This is a genomic window from Mucilaginibacter roseus (assembly GCF_021215455.1).
Classification (GTDB): domain Bacteria; phylum Bacteroidota; class Bacteroidia; order Sphingobacteriales; family Sphingobacteriaceae; genus Mucilaginibacter; species Mucilaginibacter roseus.
Genome location: NZ_JAJPWV010000003.1, coordinates 149,118 through 167,245 on the forward strand (window position 1 = coordinate 149,118; position 18,128 = coordinate 167,245).

Sequence of the window (18,128 nt, forward strand, 5' to 3'; positions counted from 1 at the left end):
AAAAACGTTTATAGGTTAGGGCTTGTAAAGCCCAGTGCTTTCATTCCGGTTTTTATTTCAGGCGCGCTCATAAACAGGTTCCACAATAGGCCACTGCGGTGGTTCTCTATCATGGTAACAATAGGCCCCTGGTCGATGGCCAGGTATGAGTCGGCAAACCATGGGTCGGTCAGGTTAAAGGCATCATAAAAGCCATAATCGCCCCACAATTTATCGCCCAGTTTATAGTAATAGAATTTTAAGGCTTTCATGCTCTCCTCCGGCGCGTAAGGCATTGATGCTATGGCAGCCGTTGGTGCAATCACACCCACATCATTAGTTGGCGAGCTGGCCGTATAACCGCCCTTGATGTCGCTTGCGGTCAATCCCCAGCAGTCGGCGCTATAGCCGTTATATTGTTTGGGGTTGCTTATACAATAATTATAGTTAACCAGTGTGTGGGCTTTGGTTTGCTTATCATAATTGGCATAAGCATCTGTAAGGTTTGTTGGGTTAATGGCAGAGAATGAGTAATGTTCAAAAAACATCGGCCCGCCCTGCGTCGGCCCTAATGGCAATTGCACACCAAAGTAAGTATTGCCATTGCGCATGGCGCCATTAGCTGCCCAGCCGTTATCATAAACAGCTTTTGGTATGGCATGCGTATTTGACGATGCAGCGAGTACATACACGGCTAATGCCTCGTTCCAGCCGCTTACCTGCATGTTCATGTCCCAATTGTAATTAGGGCTCCAATGCCAGTAAAGGGTGTTTTGACCACCTCGACGGAACCAGTCCCATTCTACGCCATTCCATAACTCGTTAATGTCGCTGCGCAAAGTAGCCTCGGCGGTACCTGCGCCGTTAAAATACTGGCGAGCAGTGATCAGGCCTTCCATCAAAAATGATGTTTCAACCAGGTCGGCACCGTTATCTTTCTCACTAAATGGTTGAACCTTGCCAGTAGCACCATTCAACCAATGCGGAAAAGCGCCATGAAATTTATCGGCAGTTTTTAAAAAGCCGACTATTTTTTGCATACGCGTCAAACCTTCGGCACGAGTAATAAAATTGCGGTTAACCGCCGCCACTAAAGCCATTACCCCAAAGCCAGAACCGCCTGTTGTAACCACATCACCCGATGAATTACGCTCGCGCGCCATGCCGCTGGTTGGATGGCCAAAGTCCCAAAAGTATTTAAAGGTTTGGCGCTGCACCAGGTTGAGCAAAGCATCGTCAGAAATGCGCGGAAACTTGTCGGTTGAATCAATAGCGGTTAATAACTGTACCGACACTGCCGATTGCAGGCTGCCCTTAGTAGTTGCTTTAAGCGCCGTGGTAACATCAACGCTGTATTTAGTAATGTTCTGTAATGCTGATGATGGTTTTATCACGACGGTTTTATCGTCATCCTCATAAGTGGCATCATAATTTACATTGGCGCCGGATGCTGTTTTAAAAGTTACACTGTTCTTAACCGTACTTTTATCTAAGGCTGCCGAGAAAGATATTTTAATTACGGGCGATGTATTGATATTACGGTAGCTAAAACCTGACGAAGCCCCATTGACCCGCAAAGCATTAAACGTGAATGAACCGGGCTGCGTTGGCGGTGGTGTAACCGGGTCAACAGTATCATTCCCGCTTTTACTGCACGAAGCCGCAACAAATATCAAACCCAAGTAAAACAATATCCTCTTCACCATAACTACTTTTTAAACAAGTTACCCACCCTTTTGAGGTGGGTAACTTTCCAATTGTAAACACTATATAATTATTTGCCCCGGCCTTCAAGTTTAACAACGGCGTTGATTTCGCTATCACTCAATGCCTTGTTGTAGATGCGTACTTCATCAAGCTGGCCTGTAAGGTAACTTGCCCAGCTCTGTTTCCCGGTAGCGGTTGTCTGGCTTGGATCTGTTTGAAACTGAACGCAGCCAAAAACAATATTGCCCGTGTTTTGAAACTTTAACGCTCCAGATAATCCGTTAAGTTTGGTATTACCTACTTCTGATCCGTTTAAATACACAGTTATCACCGAAGTAGATTCGTTGTATGATACGCCAAGGTTTACCCATTTGTCAAACATGTTTTTCACGTTATCAAGTGCGTAGGTAACGTCATCGGTACCATTAAAGAAATGCACACGAAGTTTACCGTTATCATTGGTACTTCCGTTTTCAATGAAAATTTCAAAATTCCCCCAAAAGGCATTGGTTTTTGCTAAACTGAACAGGCCTATGATACCTGTTGAAGGTGGCGGCGTGTTCACCCATTCCGTCATGGTAAAGCTGCTTAAACCGGTTATAGTTGCACTTGGTGCTGCAATTACATAACTATTTAACGCGCCTTGCAGGCCTTGCCCTTTAATACCGGCGGTAAATGAAGTACCTGTAGCCGTTCCGGCAGTTTTTGATACACTGTCCGCCAAATTACCATCAAAAGCCCAATGCGCTACCAAATTTGATGGCGCTACCTGTGCAGCGCTGGTATAACCGCCTATGCTTAACGGCGGCGCGTATGATTTTGGGTCAAAATCCTTTTGGCAGGATGATAATGCCAACCCTGCGAGGGCAACACCTAATATATTTTTAAAGCTATACTTTTTCATGAATGATAATGCTTAGTGATTAATAACCCGGGTTTTGCGTTAAAACACCCGCACTTAAATCGATCTCATTTTGTGGGATAGGCCAAACTTCGTTTTTATTAGCCTTCCAGCCTTTAGGACCAAAAATCTCTGCCGCACGGCCTTGGCGTATTACGTCAAAATAACGGTCAAACTCCATGGCCAGTTCCACCTGGCGCTCATGCCATATGGCTAAACGCAACTGATCTTTATTGGTGGTAGTAACGCGTGGCAGTATGCTATTGTTACCCTGGCGTGCGCGGGCTCTTACCTGCTCAAGTGATTCCAAGGCTACACTGGTTTGCCCAAGTTCATTGGCTGCTTCGGCATTCATTAACAAAACATCAGCATAACGTATAACACGGATATTTTGGTCGGCACCCTCGTTGTAACCGCTAACAAAATACCTGAATGGCACGTACGATTTCATGTTATACATCGGGTTATCAGCATTTGCAGGTACAGCATCGCCATCCGGCGTGGTACGGCCTCTGAACATAATGGTACCAGCCCTGCGCGGGTCTCCTTCTTCAAACGCTTCGGCCAACTCTTCCGTAGGCACGTTAAAGCCCCAGCCACCGCCAACGGTACCACGGGCACCCTGAACCTGTGAATATTGAGAGTTAGATGCTTCCGGATTTCCATCAACACGTTTAGCTTGTATTTCAAAAACAGACTCAGAGTTATTTTCATTGGTTACCCTGAACAACTGATAAAAGTTAGGGAACAATGAGTAGCCTAAACCTTTGACTTGGTTTGTCAAGTCGAGCACATCAGCCCATTTTTGCTGATACATGGCAACTTTAGCATGTAATGCCAAAGCTGCACCTTTTGTAACACGGCCAAGCTGATCAGCCGGATAGCTTTGCGGCAGCGCTGCAGCGGCTTCGGTTAAATCTTTTTCGATGGCTGCATAAACCTGCGCTTTCGGCGTGCGCGGAATATTGAATTCTGTCGCATCTTTAGGCACAGTTAAGCGTAATGGCACATCGCCAAAAGCCCTTACCAAACGGAAGTAGCTGTAAGCACGCATAAATTTAGCCTCAGCCAAATACCTGTTCTTCAATGCTGCATCCATTTGAATTTTTGGCACATTATCAAGCACCTGGTTTGCCAGGTTAATAGATTGATATTTTCCCTGCCAAAAACCTCCTAATTGCCCTTCGCCGGCTGTAACGGTAAAATTATCGTAGTTATTAAAAAAGGTAGCGTCGCTCGGCGTACTGCCCTTTTCAGCCTCGTCAGAACCCACGCTTTCAAGCGCTATGGGTGCGAAAGCAACATTGTTCCAATCTCGTTGATTACCATATAACGAGTTTACTGCTTTATCAGCATCACCCGCGTTTACAAAAAAGTTTTGGCTGGGTTGCTGTGCTTGCAGCGGCACATCCAGGAAGCTTTTTTTACAACCTTGAGATACAAAGAGCGTAGCAAGCATAGCCATAGCTACGAAGCTGTGTTTATATTGATTATTTATCTTCTTCATTTTATTAGAAACTTAGGTTAACACCAAAATTATAGGTTGCATAAAGCGGGTAAACATTGGCATCAATACCGGCTTCGGTAGGCGCACCGCCAACCTCAGGGTTGAAGCCTTTATAACTAAAGATGTTAATTGGGTTTTGCGCATTTGCATATAGTCTTATACGCTGAATCTTCCATTTACTTAATAAATTGCCTGGTAAGGTATAACCCAGTTGTATATTACGTACCCTGAAATAAGCACCGCTTTGAACATAGAATGAATTTGGCGCTGAGTTAGCGGTAGAACCTACATCGGCAGAAGGATAGGTATTTGATGTACCCGCTCCGTGCCAACGGTTATCATAAAAATCTTTGGTGAAATTTTCGTTACCAAAGCGGTAGGCAATGTTAGCATTGTATACGCTAACGCCGGCTACACCTTGAAAATCCAGCGCCATATCAAAGTTTTTATAATTAAAACTGGTGTTGAAACCGTAGAAGTATTTAGGGTTTGGATTACCTAAAGCTACACGGTCGCGGCTGTCGAGTATATTATCGCCGTTAGTATCTACGTATTTAAAATCACCCGGTTTGGCTGACGTTTGCAATGATTGCGCAACCTCATCGGCTGTTTGGAAAACACCTGCAACTTTATAACCATAAAACTCACCGATAGGGCTGCCTAAAACGGTGCGGGTAGCTAAGGCTCCGTTAGTGATTCCGTTACCACCTGCATAAATCGGATTCAAACCAGTTACAACTTCAATTACTTTGTTATTGTTGATTGTGAAGTTCCCGCTTAATGAATAGCTGAAATCTTGGCCTACTTTGTCTCTCCAGGTAGCGCTGAATTCATAACCGCGGTTGCGGATTTTTGCCTGATTACCTACTAAACGAGATACATTTGCACCTAAAGATTGTAAGATCGGAATAGCAAAAATTGCCTGATCGGTGGTACGGTTGTAATAATCGGCTTCAATGGTTAAACGATTATTAAGCATAGCTGCCTCTATACCGACGTCAGTACCTACACCACGTTCAATAACAATTGTTGGCGGAACGAATGATGCAATGTTTGCACCGGTGTACAACTGCTGATCGACACCGAAAATGGCGGCATATTGAGGAATTTGTGTTACCTCCAGATAAGTTGGGTTACGTGGCACGTTAGCGTTACCTACTTTACCCCAGCTACCTTTTAACTTTAAGGTATTAAATAACTCCTGATCTTTCATGAACGACTCATTGCTCACAACCCAACCTGCACCGATTGATGGCAGATAAGCCCATAGGTTGTTACCGTAAAACGCAGAGTTAGCATCTGCCCTCAATGAAGCATTCAGTAAATATTTATCCTTGAATGAATAATTAATGCGACCGAAATAAGACAAAGATGTACTTAATGAACCACCATCGCTGATGAAACGGCTATCCTGATCGCCAAGCGTTAAATATAAATCGCCCTCGCTGCTATATGGCACGTTTTGCGCTCTCGCGGTTAAGCTGTAAAGCTTATTGCGCTGGGCTGTTTGTCCTAACAAAACAGTAAAGCTATGATCCTGTATTTTGTTTGAATAGCTTAATGTATTTTCAACAATCCAGTTGCGGGTTTCGGTGCGGTTAACGCCGAGTACGCTTATGGTATTACGTTGTGTTAACGTAGCCGCGTATACCGGGCTATAATTACGGCTTTCGGCCTGACCGATATCGCCACCTAAACTGGTTTTAAAAGTAAAGTTCTTCAGGAATTTTAACTCGCCATAAACGTTACCGTTGAAGCGGTAATTCTGCGATTTTTGGTTAAAGTAATCAAGGGTTACCTGCGGGTTGAACGCCGGGTTACTACCCAGGTTAAAGTCGTTCGGATCTCCGTAGCTGCCATCGGCATAGTAAACCGGCACTACCGGAGCTGCTGAGTAAAATTCATGAAATATTCCACCGGGAATATCTTTTGATTTACTGTACAGTCCACCGATATTAAAACCAAACTTGAGGTTTTTAACCGGCTCAATATCATTTACTATACGAGCTGTGAAACGCTCATAATTATTACCGCGAACGTTACCGTCCTGACTAAGGTAACCTAACGACATGTTATAAGTTGACTTTTCGCCACCACCATTTACCGAAACCTGATGATTGGTAACAAACGCGTCGCGCAAGCCTTGGCCGTACCAATCAGTACCTTTACCATAACTGTTTGGATCGCTGAATAAAGGGCTTTTACCACCCAATGCATACAACTCATTAATAATGGTTGCATACTCGGTAGCATTGGCCATTTTTACCGGGTTAGTAACGGTTTGCCATCCGGCGTAACCATTATAATCAACCTTTGTGGAGTTTTTCTTACCACGTTTTGTTGTTACCAATACAACGCCATTAGCAGCACGTAAACCATATATGGCAGTACTTGAAGCGTCTTTCAGGATACTTACGTTCTCAACGTCGGCAGGGTTAAGGAAACTGATGTCGTCATACCAAACGCCGTCCACCACGTATAATACGTTGGTGTTACCATAAACCGTCCCTAAACCACGAATAGTAATTTGAGGAGAGGCACCCGGCGAGCCGTTGTTGGTAATTTGTACACCAGCAACTTTACCTTGTAATGAACTTACGGGATTTACTGACGCTTGTTTTGAAATCTCTTCGCCTTTTACTGAGGCCACTGAACCGGTTACATCTATCTTACGCTGCGTACCGTAACCTACTACCACTACCTGTTGTAATTCGTTTGCTTGGGCTTTGAGGCTTATGTTTACGGTTGACTGCCCATTAATAGCTACGGTTTGGCTCGCGTAACCAATATAGCTAACGGCTAAGTTACCATTGCCCGGGGCAGAGATGGTATAAGTACCGTCAGGACCGGTTTGGGTACCGGTTTGGGTGCCTTGTACTGCTATGCTCACGCCTATCAGCGTTTCGCCAGTGGTTGCATCTTTTACAGTACCTTTTACCGTAATATTCTGCGCAAACGCACTGTTGATGAAAAGCAGACACAACACCCCATACAATGAGATAGTAATTATTCTCTTCATAAAATGGTTAATTAATTTTTAGGTGTTAATAATTGTGTGTATTCACCCTGCAAAACTGTGAAGTGTAGTACATTGTTTCAATTTTTTGCACTCTACATTACTACATCAGCGCAAAAATACTTGCTCAAACGCAATTTTAATAAAGTTTAAAATGCTGAAATTGTGATTATTACAAAACAACACAACCTACTCACATTGGCGGTGAGTGTCAATTATACAGATATTAGCTTAATCGGTTTATGAGAGGTGATGATGTAGTAGCTAAACTTCCATTAAAAACTCAACGAGGTTCTTATCATGCTCCAATCCGAGTTTTTTACGCAGGCGATAGCGGCGAATTTCAATTCCCCTTAATGAGATGTTCAATAATGATGCCATCTCTTTGCTGTTCATGTTCATGCGCAGATAGGCGCATAACTTAAGGTCGTTCGGTACCAGGTCGGGGTGCCGGGCTTTTAGCTTTTTGAAGAAATTTTCATGTGTTTCATTAAAGCTGTTCTCAAACAATACCCAATCGCGCTCGTCGCTTTTGCCCTCGTCAACCACCTTTTGTATTTTACGGAGCTGTTCGGCTGGCAATGTTTTGCCGTTTGCGTCTTTTAACTCTGCAATTTCGTCCAGAATGCGTTGCAGTAACTCGTTCTTGTAAACTATGTTCATTGCCGAATTGGTGAGCTCACGGCCTTTTCGGTCAAGATCAGCCTGTAGTTGCTCATTCTTCAGCTTAAACAAGCGCTGTTCATTTGCCTCTGCTTCACGCTTCAAAAATTCTTCTTTTTCGCGCTGTAGTTTTTGCTGCATGCGCTTATTGTGCTTCTGCAATTTAAACCTGTAATAACGCCTTACCGCGTAATAGGCGGCAATAACCACCAGCAGATAGCATAAGAATGCTGTTTTTGTAAAATACCAGGGCGGTAATATGGTAACGTTAAGCACAGTAACCCCGGTAATACGCCCATTAATGCGCGCGCGAACCTCAAACCGGTAATCGCCCTGCCTTAAACCTGTAAATTCGCGTTGCGATTGTGTGCTCCATTCAGACCAGCTCCCCGAGTAACCTTTAAGATTGTATTGGTATTCAATTTTAGCCTGATGAAAAACCGGCAACACATAACGTATACGGATATTATTACGCCGGTAAGCTATCTCAATATTATTCCAGTTTGAAATAGTCCTGACCTTATCTGTAAAGTTATCAACCTGCCTGATCAGCACTTTGGGTACGGGTGCTTCCTTTACTGTTCTTTCGGGCTGATCGTTAAATATGGCGAAGCCATCGTCAATACTGATGAGATAAAGGCTGGGGCTTATGCGGCTGATATTTTCATAATACTTTACCATACGGCCGTTTAAAATGCTAAAGCGCGATGAGTCGAGGTTAAGATTGCCTGTTACTGATAAATCGCCCAAGGCTGCTCTGCCTCTGTCAATAAACCAGTATTTACTGCCGTTAGCCGGTATAACCTTATTGGCGGATGCAAAGGAACCCAGCTTTTTATTCAGCTGATCGTACTTATAAAAATGGTCGCTGATATCATCATAAACATAGAAGCCGTTGTTGCTTGAAAATACAACCCGGTTATCAAGGTTGAAAACGTTGATGTTATAACTGCCGGGCAGGCCGTTCTTCTCGTCATAATACTTTATAGATTCAGCCCTGCGCCCATCGGCACTTAGCTTAACCCTGTAGATGCCCTTATACGCATGGCTTACCCATATGTAGCCTTTGCCATCAGGTTCCACATATCGCGAGGGAACAACAAAGTTGCTCACCTTGTAATCAAACGCCCATTGACCATCAGGGAGTTTTTTGTAAACCGCCAAACCGGTATAAGTACCCTGTATTAATTGATTTGCGTTAAGCTTTTTTACCATCCAGCCGCCATTTTCAGCTGATATCTGCTTAATCTGGGCACCGCTCACAAAAAAGGTACCATCATTATGCCCGCATAGCAGTTGGCCATCCACCAGCGACAGATCCCAAACCTGGCCTTGGCTGCCCGGGATCAGCTTAAAATCAAACGACTGAAAAAGTTGGTTTTTGTCTGGAATCCAATCGCTGTAATACAAACCCTGGTTGGTGCCCAGGTATATTTTGTTGTTATGTATAATGCTGGAATATACTGTACCGAACTTGCCACTCTTATCAAAGTAAAAATAAAGGGGAGATATAATTTCAATGCGATCGATACCATTGTCTAAGCCTGCCCAAAGGTTTTGCTCATTATCCAGGTAAAGGCTTAGTACCGTATTATTTTGTAACCCGCTTGACTTATTGATGTGCTGCACTACATTACCCGCACGGTCGATGATAATTATTCCGTTTAGTATGCTACCAAACGCGAAGTAATTACCGGGTATGGCTACGCCATTATTAAGTTGATAGCGCTGCAAAAAGTCGTCGGCCCGCGTTTTCCATGGGGTTATGCTTTGGCCATCGTATAAATACAATCCATTTTTTGATGTGCCGATCAAATAGCGGCCATCACCAAATGGCAATATGGTGAGTACTCCCGTTTTTAATATTTCGCTGCCCTTAATAAATTCGAGCTTATTACCCTTTAACTCAAACAGGCCAACATTGAGCTGCTCCACAATGAAGCGGTTGCCTGCTTTAAATAAAAACAGGTAGGGTTTGGTTTTTATGGTACTTAACTTACCATTGCTGTAAATGTAAATTACACCAAACGATTGAAAGATGACCTGCTTATCGCTTACATATATTTTCCAAACCTCCTCGTTAAGGCGGTATTTGGCCGGGATAAGATGTGCTAAGGACGTGTATTTGAATACGCCTGAAGTATTTTTTGACCAGTAACCTATCTCACCGAACGCACCAGTATATATTTTACCTTTTCCGTCTGCTGCAACAGCCCGAACTATTAAGCTGTTAGGCATGCGGTGCAACTGCCAGTTCTGACCGTCGTAGGCCAGCAAACCTTCGGAGTTGGCGAAATACATTACGCCATCCGCATCTCGCGTTTCGGCCCAGTTTTGGTTGCCTGCCTGGTATTGGCTTTTGGGATAGTTTTGCACATAAGGCACGCCAATGCTGCGTATATTGGCCGTAAAACCAATAACAGGCATCAGCAATACAAACACACATAACTTTACCCAACGCGGCATAGGCATAATAATCAACAAATTAATTAACCGGCTTATATAAACGAGTTTAAATACGGGGTAAAGGTATGAATATTTATAGTTTACATAAGAGATGCGGCGAACCGTTGCAGTTAACAAAAAAATCCCCCGGCACTTACGCACACGGGGGACACCTTTATGAACCTAATAAAACCCAATTTTTATTTTACGCTAATAGCGAAACCACCACCCGGTGCAACGGCCTGCTTAAGTACCGTTTTTGAGGTCACCTTAATTTTGCGGATGGTATAACTTTGCGGATTTTTATCAAAGCTGGCATCCTTACCATCGGCGTAGACGGTAGCCACGTAAGTTTTTCCTTTTGGCAGATAATCAAATTTAACTACGGCGGTACGCGCGTTCTCATCTGTTACGCTGCCAATAAACCACTCGTTTTTACCTTTAGCCTTACGGGCTATGGTGATGTAGTCGCCCGGCTCGGCTTCCAGCACGTACGATTCATCCCAATCAACCGCCACGTCTTTAATAAACTGAAAAGCGTCGTAAAACTTGTTGTAAGTGTCCGGCAAATCAGCCGCCATTTGCAGCGGACTATACATGGTTACATACAGCGCCAACTGTTTGGTAAGCGTGGTATGTACAAATGAATTATTATCGGGATTGTAAGCGTTTATTCTGGTTTGGAAAATACCCGGTGTATAATCCATTGGGCCACCTATTAATCTGGTAAATGGCAGAATGGTTGTATGGTCAGGGTTGTTACCACCGAATGATTCGTACTCGGTACCACGGGCAGCCTCGTTGCCTATCAGGTTAGGATAGGTACGCGCCAGGCCGGTAGGCCTGATAGCCTCATGGGCATTCACCATAATTTTATAGTCGGCAGCCTTGGTAATAGCGTACAGGTAATGGTTAACCAGCCATTGGCCGTAATGGTGCTCGCCACGAGGAATGATCTGTCCTACATAACCGCTTTTAACCGCATTGTAGCCATTCTCTACCATAAACTTATAGGCAGTATCTAAATGGCGCTCGTAATTACGTACCGAGCCTGATGTTTCATGGTGCATAATGATCTTTACGCCTTTTGATTCGGCATAGCGATGCAACTCCTTTACATCAAAATCAGGGTATGGCGTTACAAAGTCGAACACATAATCCTTGGTTTTACCAAACCAGTCTTCCCAGCCCTGGTTCCAGCCTTCAACCAGTACGGCATCAATTCCATTTTTAGCAGCAAAGTCAATATACTCCTTAACGTGTTGCGTATTGGCGCCATGCTTACCGTTAGGTTTGGTTTTGCTGTAGTCTGTTACGCCAAGCTGCACATTCTCCAGGTCGGTATAAGCCCAGGTGCTTTTGCCGGTAATCATTTCCCACCATACACCTACGTATTTAATCGGCTTAATCCATGATACATCCTTGAATTTGGTCGGTTCATTCAGGTTGTATACTAGTTTCGACATCAGGATATCGCCTGCCTTATCGCTTACTATAACCGTACGCCAAGGCGTTTGCGTTGGTGCCTGCATGTAGCCCTTATCGCCAATAGCATCAGGGGTTAAGAATGATTCGAGGACGAAATTTTTATCATCCAGATTTAACGACATGCACGAGTAATCAACCAGTGCTGCCTCATGTATGTTAATGTACAAACCGTCCTTGCTTTTCATCATCAGCGGAGTTTGCAAGCCCGTTGGCGAGAAAGTGGTTTGTGAAACATTTGGAGTAACGGCTGCCTTCATTTTACCACGAACTTCAGACAGGTTTGAAGTTACGGTGCTGTACTCCTGCGTATCAAAATCGCCTGGCAGCCAAAAAGCTTTATGATCTCCGGCAAGGGCAAACTGCGTATGCTCTTCTTTGATGATAAAATAATTCAGGTTTTTTTGAGCCGGGAACTCGTAACGGAAACCCAATCCATCATTAAACAAACGGAAACGGATGCGGATAAAACGATCCTTCTCGGCTTTTTGAGTAAGTGTTACCAGTAACTCGTTATAATGGTTGCGGATATTTTTTTGCTCGCCCCAAACCGGTTGCCACGTTTCGTCAAAAGTGCTTTTTTGCGTATCGGTAATGGTAAAGCCGTTTAAAAACGAAGGTACATCCTTGGTCTCGATGCCCAGCTTGCTGGTTTTAATAACATCCTTTTTTTTATAGGTGAGGCTATAGGTAGGCACGCCGTTATCCTTCAGCTCAAAATTGAGCACCAGGTTTTTATCCGGCGATGTAATTTGCTGCGCATTTGCAGAAAACATACCTGCACATAATAACAACATCAATAATAAACAACTACGCATATTTAAAATGGTTTATAAGTAAGTATTGGTTAAAGCAAATTTTGTAAAGTATTTGCGCGAACGATGGTTTTTTATTCAAAATTTAACATATACAATAATTTAAATTGTTAACCATCAAACATTTAAATAAATTTTCATATCAATAAATCACGCAATTATTTAAACTGATTTACGGCATTTGCAGCATGTGCAACGAGCTGAGCAAGTGTTGAGCAGGCTATTAACAAAATGTTTAAACAACATTTGCGTTTATAGTTTGTAATTTGCCGGTGCAATCATCCGCACAACAAATCCTCCCGTATATATAGCAAATGGAAAAAGTAATTCTTGTTGATAGTAACGATAACCAAATAGGCACTATGGAAAAAATGGAAGCGCACTATAAAGGCGTTCTTCACCGTGCATTTTCGGTTATACTGCTAAATAGCAAAGGCGAGTTACTGTTGCAAAAGCGCGCTGCCGGCAAATATCATTCGGCAGGCTTGTGGACCAATACCTGCTGCAGCCACCCCCGCCCGGGCGAAGATAATATCGACGCCGCGAAAAGGCGGCTACAGGAGGAAATGGGCATTGATTGCGACCTTACCGAAGCTTTTTCTTTTACCTACAAAGCCGACCTGGGCGAAGGTTTGTTTGAACACGAATTTGACCACGTATTTACAGGTTCTTTTTCCGGCAAACCTGATATAAACCCTGAAGAGGTAGCCGATTGGTTATATATGGCCCCGGAAATGATCGCCCTTGACCTTAAAGAGCATCCCGAAGAATATACTTATTGGTTTAAAATATTGTATGAAGAATTGTGCGCACGGGGATATCTTGATGTAGCAGTCTCATAGATAAAACGAGTTTACACTTCGCCTTCACGTTTGCGGATAAACCACTCTGCAGATATGAGGAATAATATAACGCCAAATACCCATTTTACATCCACTAACTCGTTGTAGTGTTTATCCTCGTAAACTACTGTTTTTACGCTTTCATTTTTTTTGATGAGATCAGGCAGTTTACCCAGGTCTGCGGGCTGTAGCATTTCGGCGCCGCTTTGCCGGGCTAAATCGCTTAGTAGCTGATGATTTGCAACCGTTTGGCGTGCCTCAATATCCACCCGCTTCACCGTGAATTTTCCGGATGCTGTAAAAATGCGGTTGCCTACCTTAGCGGTGGCTGTGTATGAATATTCCGTCGGCGGCAAGGCGCCTGCGTTTAAGCCATAGCTCTGCCCTATCCTGCTAAACAAAAAGCTTAGGTTACGCCCTCTTACGTCCTTTATACTTATCCGGGCATCAGGAGTATTGATCAACTCGAGGGCATCGTTATATAGTTCGGCATTAATAAGCACATCCTCACCTTCATCAAATACAGCCTTTGCCGGGTAAGCCCTGAACTGCTGCCTGTCGGCATTGGCGGTGAGGTATTGCACGCTTTGGCTCATTAATTCATTAAGCGCGTTATTATTTTCAAACGTCGCGTATTCGGCAAGTTTCCATCGCCATAAACCCTCACCGGTTAATACAGCAGTGCGCCTGTTGCCTTGTGCAGCAAAGGCCAGCAATGGATAGCTGGTGGTTACATTACCTATACGTTGTTTGAATAAAATACCTGCAGCTGCCTTATTGCCGTAGTTGCCAAACGGTGCCAGCAATGGCGGCATTCTGGTTATTTTCTGCCGGGTTGAATCACTTAATGTAAATGCTGAAAAATTATCAGCAGGCTGCGCGAACACCTCCTGCATTTCGCTTCGGTCAGTCGAAATATTTACCACTTGCTGACTGGCGTTTAAAGCAGTAACATCTGTTTGTGCACCTACCGTATACCAAATGGGCAGGTTAGCGTTTGAAACAAAACGCTGTATGCCCTGCGCCGATGCCGGCAGTTGAAATAAAATCAGCAGATTATAATCGGCTGGTTTTACGGCAGCCAGATCTGTGAGCAGCACTGTTTTAACCTCGTAATTGCGGTTTACCTCAATGGCGTTTTTGATAACCGCGATATCCGGATGTACGTTTTGATATACCAAAAGTATTTTTTGGCGGGCATCTAATACATCTATATAAAACGTTTCGCTATTATTTACGGTGGTTACCTCGTTGCTTAGCGGGGCCAGGTTAACGGAAAATTTGTGCAAGCCCTTTTTATTTGCGTTGAGCTTGACTGGAACCATCTGCCTAAACGCGTTACCCTTAACCTGTACCGCTTGATTATACACCTGCCTGCCGTCGTCAGTTATGGTTAGGCGCATGATTTCGCCATTGCTTTGGTAGGCCGAAGCCAGTATCTCTACCTCAAAATCATTCCCTAAAAAAGCGGTTTTATTGTAGTTTACATTGCTGATTAACAGATCGCGGCGGTGGGTGGTATCGCCCAGAGCAACGGTGTAAAAATTGGCCTTAAAGTTACGGGCTTCGTATCGTGGATCGGCACCACGGTTAAATATGCCGTCCGACGCTAAAACAACCGCGCCTACGTTTCGGTTCACAAAGCGGTCGTTCAGTTGCTTTAGTGCCGATGAAATATCCGTTTGCCTACCGTTGTAAATTGCGGCAAGGCCACTGTGCAAACCGCTATCGAAATTAAACTCCTGCACATCGTAATCATCACCCAACTGCTGTTTTAACTGACTGAGCGATGATGATATGCTTTTAGCGTATTGTTTTACCGATCCGGAGTTATCCTGCAATATCAGCACCAGCGGTTTCTCGGGCTTATAGGTTACCGATTGTACCAGTGGCGATAACAGCAAAAATGCAATTATAGCCACCGCCAATGCCCGCAATGTAAACAACACGTACCGGTGAGTCTTAGAGATATTAACCGGCTGCCTGTACAATAACCACGCGTAAAGCAGGCCAGCCAGCACACACACCGGCGCCCACCAGCCCGAAACATCGCCCCAGGTTATTGAAAACAAAAACAGCATACTTGATAACCAAATATGCTGTTTTTTATTGAAAAGCAATTTGTAACATCAGCATATGCAATTATTTAAGATAAGTCGTGCCATATGCAATCCCATTATCCACAAAAAAATCTTTTAACATCCTATATGTACGCCCACAATAATTTGGTGTTCTAATTTCTGCAGAACTAAATTTGCTTTTTGAACACTCAAAGCAGATTTCTATATATTCGATAATTTTATTGTTCAAATCCTTGAAAACGATAGCATTTCGGGGATTATAACACCCAACCGGTTCATCAATCAATATTGAACCTTTACTAGATTGCATCGGCGGATATTTATAGTTATAAAGGATATCTGTTAATTCATCTATTTTATGATGACTCAATACTGTTGTGGCCATTAGCCTCCCCTTATTTAATCTATAGCTCTTATCATCCAGCTTGATATACATTTCCTTCTTTAAGTTCCGGGCCGAGTCAGCTGTTTTGATTAAATTGGTCCATTGAACTTCATCAAGAAAACCAATCAGCTCAATTTTTACCGACTTGTTAAACGGATAGAAACTTTTCCTATTTGCCGCATCATGTTTCCCGACATAAACGCAATACTGCTCACTTTGACTGGGTGTTACTTTGTGCAGTTTATCCTGAGCACTACAGTAAAAAGCAATTAGAAGTAGAAGCAGAGTTGATCTCATAGTTTAGGTTATTGAAAACAAAAACAGCATACTTGATAACCAAATATGCTGTCTTTTTATCGTTGTTTATGCAAAAATACTGCTTACAACATACCGCCATCAACCGCTATAATCTGGCCGGTGATGTAGGCCGCCATATCCGAAGCCAGGAATACACAGGCATTGGCCACATCTTCAGTTTCGCCGGCACGTTTAAGCGGGATGCCCGCTGTCCAGCCTTCCACTATTTTCGGGTCAAGCACATCGGTCATTTCGGTGCGGATAAAGCCCGGGGCTACAACATTGGTACGGATACCACGTGAGCCTAACTCTTTTGCTATTGATTTTGAAAAACCAATAATACCAGCCTTTGATGCCGCATAGTTAGACTGGCCCGCGTTACCCTGCACGCCAACAACCGAACTCATGTTGATGAACGCGCCTTTACGGTTTTTCATCATAATTTTTGAGGCGGCTTTGGTAACGTTAAATATTGATTTCAGGTTTACATCAAGCACTTCGTCCCATTGCTCTTCGGTCATGCGCATCAGCAGGCCGTCTTTAGTGATGCCTGCGTTGTTTACCACTACGTCTATCGTGCCAAAGTCGGCAACAATATCATTGATCAGTTTTTCGGCTTCATCAAATTTAGAGGCATCGCTGCGGTAGCCTTTAACCTGGCTGCCAAATGCTTGCAATTCCTGCTCAAGGGCTTGTCCTTTTTCAACAGACGACAGATAAGTGAAAGCCACTTTTGCGCCTTGTTCGGCAAATTTTTCGGCTATTTTACGGCCTATACCTTTTGAAGCGCCTGTAACTAAGGCAACTTTTCCTTCTAATAGTTTCATTATTTCAGTGTTGAATATGAGGCTGTGAAGGTAGCAAATTAGTCCGGAAGTCCGAAAGACGGAAAGTCCGGAAATAGTATTTTGAATTGGGAAGTCAGAAAGACGGGATCTACTATTTTTGGCGGGAAGTCAGAGAGTCGTAAAAGCTTCTTCCACTTTCGGACTTACGGTCTTTCGGACTTACGAACTTTCAGACTTATGGTCTTTCGGACCACTAATCCACCATCATCTCCCTGTACTCCTTCTGTATCTCTAACAGGCATTTGGCGCAGAGGCAGCCGTCGTAGTTTTCGCTGATGTATTGGGTTTCGTTGAGGGTAAGCTGTACGGCGCTGCACTGGCACTTAGTGTAGGAATTGGCCTTGCATTCAAACGCCGCGTTACAGCGCTCGCATCGTATTATCTCATGTTTTGAATGCATATTCTCTACCGGTTAAACCCGCCTAAAAACTATAGGTGAGCGTGGCCACACCGGCAACCGACTTAGCTGACTCAAAATCGCCACCTGTACGGCTGTTGGCGCTGCCTTGCATAAAGATATTATATTTTCCTTCAAAACCAATGCTGAAAGCATCATTAAGCGCTATATCGATACCCATTTTAGGAGCAAAGTACCCCCACTTGTCTACGTAACTTTGCGAAAAATTGCCCTGTGAACCGCTTACCACAGCGCCATAGCGAGACGTCATGTTACCGAGGTTTACACCGCCGAAAAGCCTGAACCCGCCTGAAAGATTGAAGTTATAGATAGCGCTGCCATAAAAACCTGTAAAACTGTTATTAGTGAGTTTTATGCTTTGGTCGACGGAGGCAACCTCGCCCATGTCAACACTTACAGAAATATCATTAAGTGCCGGTTTATAGCTATGTCTGCTTAGGGTGATACCGAAGGTAAAATTGCCCACGTATTTTAATACACTGATGCCAATAAGCGGGGCGCCTTTATAACTCGCACCCAAATCGCCTTGCGGCGAATCAAAACCGGCCTGTAAAGATACTCCCCATGAGGCCGATCCGAATTCTCCCGATCCGCCGCTGCCTACACCTGCCGCATCGCCATCGTAATTTAATCCACGGCTTGAGCGTCGTTGTGCATCAGCATCATTGCAAAATAAAAAAACTAATAATAACGCACCTGTAATGTTAAGAGCAAGCTGGGGGAAGTTGATATTCATACT

General features: G+C 43.8%; 12 protein-coding genes. 1 reads left to right on the top strand and 11 read right to left on the bottom strand.

What is annotated here, in order from left to right; all coding sequences use genetic code 11:
* Positions 1-8: 8 nt before the first annotated feature.
* The 6 genes from LT679_RS09740 to LT679_RS09765 all read right to left on the bottom strand — a co-directional run bounded on the left by LT679_RS09740 (position 9) and on the right by LT679_RS09765 (position 12,479).
* Complete coding sequence (locus LT679_RS09740) at positions 9-1,685, bottom strand: glucoamylase family protein (RefSeq protein ID WP_232177279.1); 1,677 nt, start codon at positions 1,683-1,685, stop codon at positions 9-11.
* 68 nt (positions 1,686-1,753) lie between these two features.
* Positions 1,754-2,590 (bottom strand): LamG domain-containing protein, encoded by an 837-nt coding sequence (locus LT679_RS09745; protein ID WP_232177280.1) that lies wholly within the window; start codon positions 2,588-2,590, stop codon positions 1,754-1,756.
* Positions 2,591-2,609: 19 nt separating this feature from the next.
* Positions 2,610-4,094: a RagB/SusD family nutrient uptake outer membrane protein gene (locus LT679_RS09750; protein ID WP_232177281.1), complete on the bottom strand. Its 1,485-nt coding sequence runs from the start codon at positions 4,092-4,094 to the stop codon at positions 2,610-2,612.
* A gap of 4 nt (positions 4,095-4,098) precedes the next feature.
* Positions 4,099-7,113 (bottom strand): SusC/RagA family TonB-linked outer membrane protein, encoded by a 3,015-nt coding sequence (locus tag LT679_RS09755; protein ID WP_232177282.1) that lies wholly within the window; start codon positions 7,111-7,113, stop codon positions 4,099-4,101.
* A gap of 261 nt (positions 7,114-7,374) precedes the next feature.
* On the bottom strand, positions 7,375-10,245 hold the full coding sequence (locus tag LT679_RS09760; RefSeq protein ID WP_232177283.1) for a ligand-binding sensor domain-containing protein: 2,871 nt from the start codon (positions 10,243-10,245) through the stop codon (positions 7,375-7,377).
* Positions 10,246-10,418: 173 nt separating this feature from the next.
* A complete protein-coding gene (locus tag LT679_RS09765) occupies positions 10,419-12,479 on the bottom strand; it encodes a glycoside hydrolase family 97 protein (protein WP_232177284.1) in 2,061 nt (686 codons plus the stop codon).
* 353 nt (positions 12,480-12,832) lie between these two features.
* On the opposite strand from LT679_RS09765, the gene idi reads away from it, so the two are divergent.
* A complete protein-coding gene (idi, locus tag LT679_RS09770; protein ID WP_232177285.1) occupies positions 12,833-13,360 on the top strand; it encodes an isopentenyl-diphosphate Delta-isomerase in 528 nt (175 codons plus the stop codon).
* 11 nt (positions 13,361-13,371) lie between these two features.
* On the opposite strand, the gene LT679_RS09775 is transcribed toward idi, so the two are convergent.
* The 5 genes from LT679_RS09775 to LT679_RS09795 form a co-directional block, all read right to left on the bottom strand.
* Positions 13,372-15,441 (bottom strand): vWA domain-containing protein, encoded by a 2,070-nt coding sequence (locus LT679_RS09775; protein ID WP_232177286.1) that lies wholly within the window; start codon positions 15,439-15,441, stop codon positions 13,372-13,374.
* A gap of 61 nt (positions 15,442-15,502) precedes the next feature.
* Positions 15,503-16,123: a hypothetical protein gene (locus LT679_RS09780; RefSeq protein ID WP_232177287.1), complete on the bottom strand. Its 621-nt coding sequence runs from the start codon at positions 16,121-16,123 to the stop codon at positions 15,503-15,505.
* 83 nt (positions 16,124-16,206) lie between these two features.
* Positions 16,207-16,950 (bottom strand): 3-oxoacyl-[acyl-carrier-protein] reductase, encoded by a 744-nt coding sequence (gene fabG, locus LT679_RS09785; protein WP_232177288.1) that lies wholly within the window; start codon positions 16,948-16,950, stop codon positions 16,207-16,209.
* Between the two features lie 214 nt (positions 16,951-17,164).
* Entirely contained in the window at positions 17,165-17,371 is a 207-nt protein-coding gene (locus LT679_RS09790; protein ID WP_232177289.1) for a cysteine-rich CWC family protein, read from the bottom strand.
* 22 nt (positions 17,372-17,393) lie between these two features.
* Positions 17,394-18,125: a hypothetical protein gene (locus LT679_RS09795; protein WP_232177290.1), complete on the bottom strand. Its 732-nt coding sequence runs from the start codon at positions 18,123-18,125 to the stop codon at positions 17,394-17,396.
* Positions 18,126-18,128: the final 3 nt, after the last annotated feature.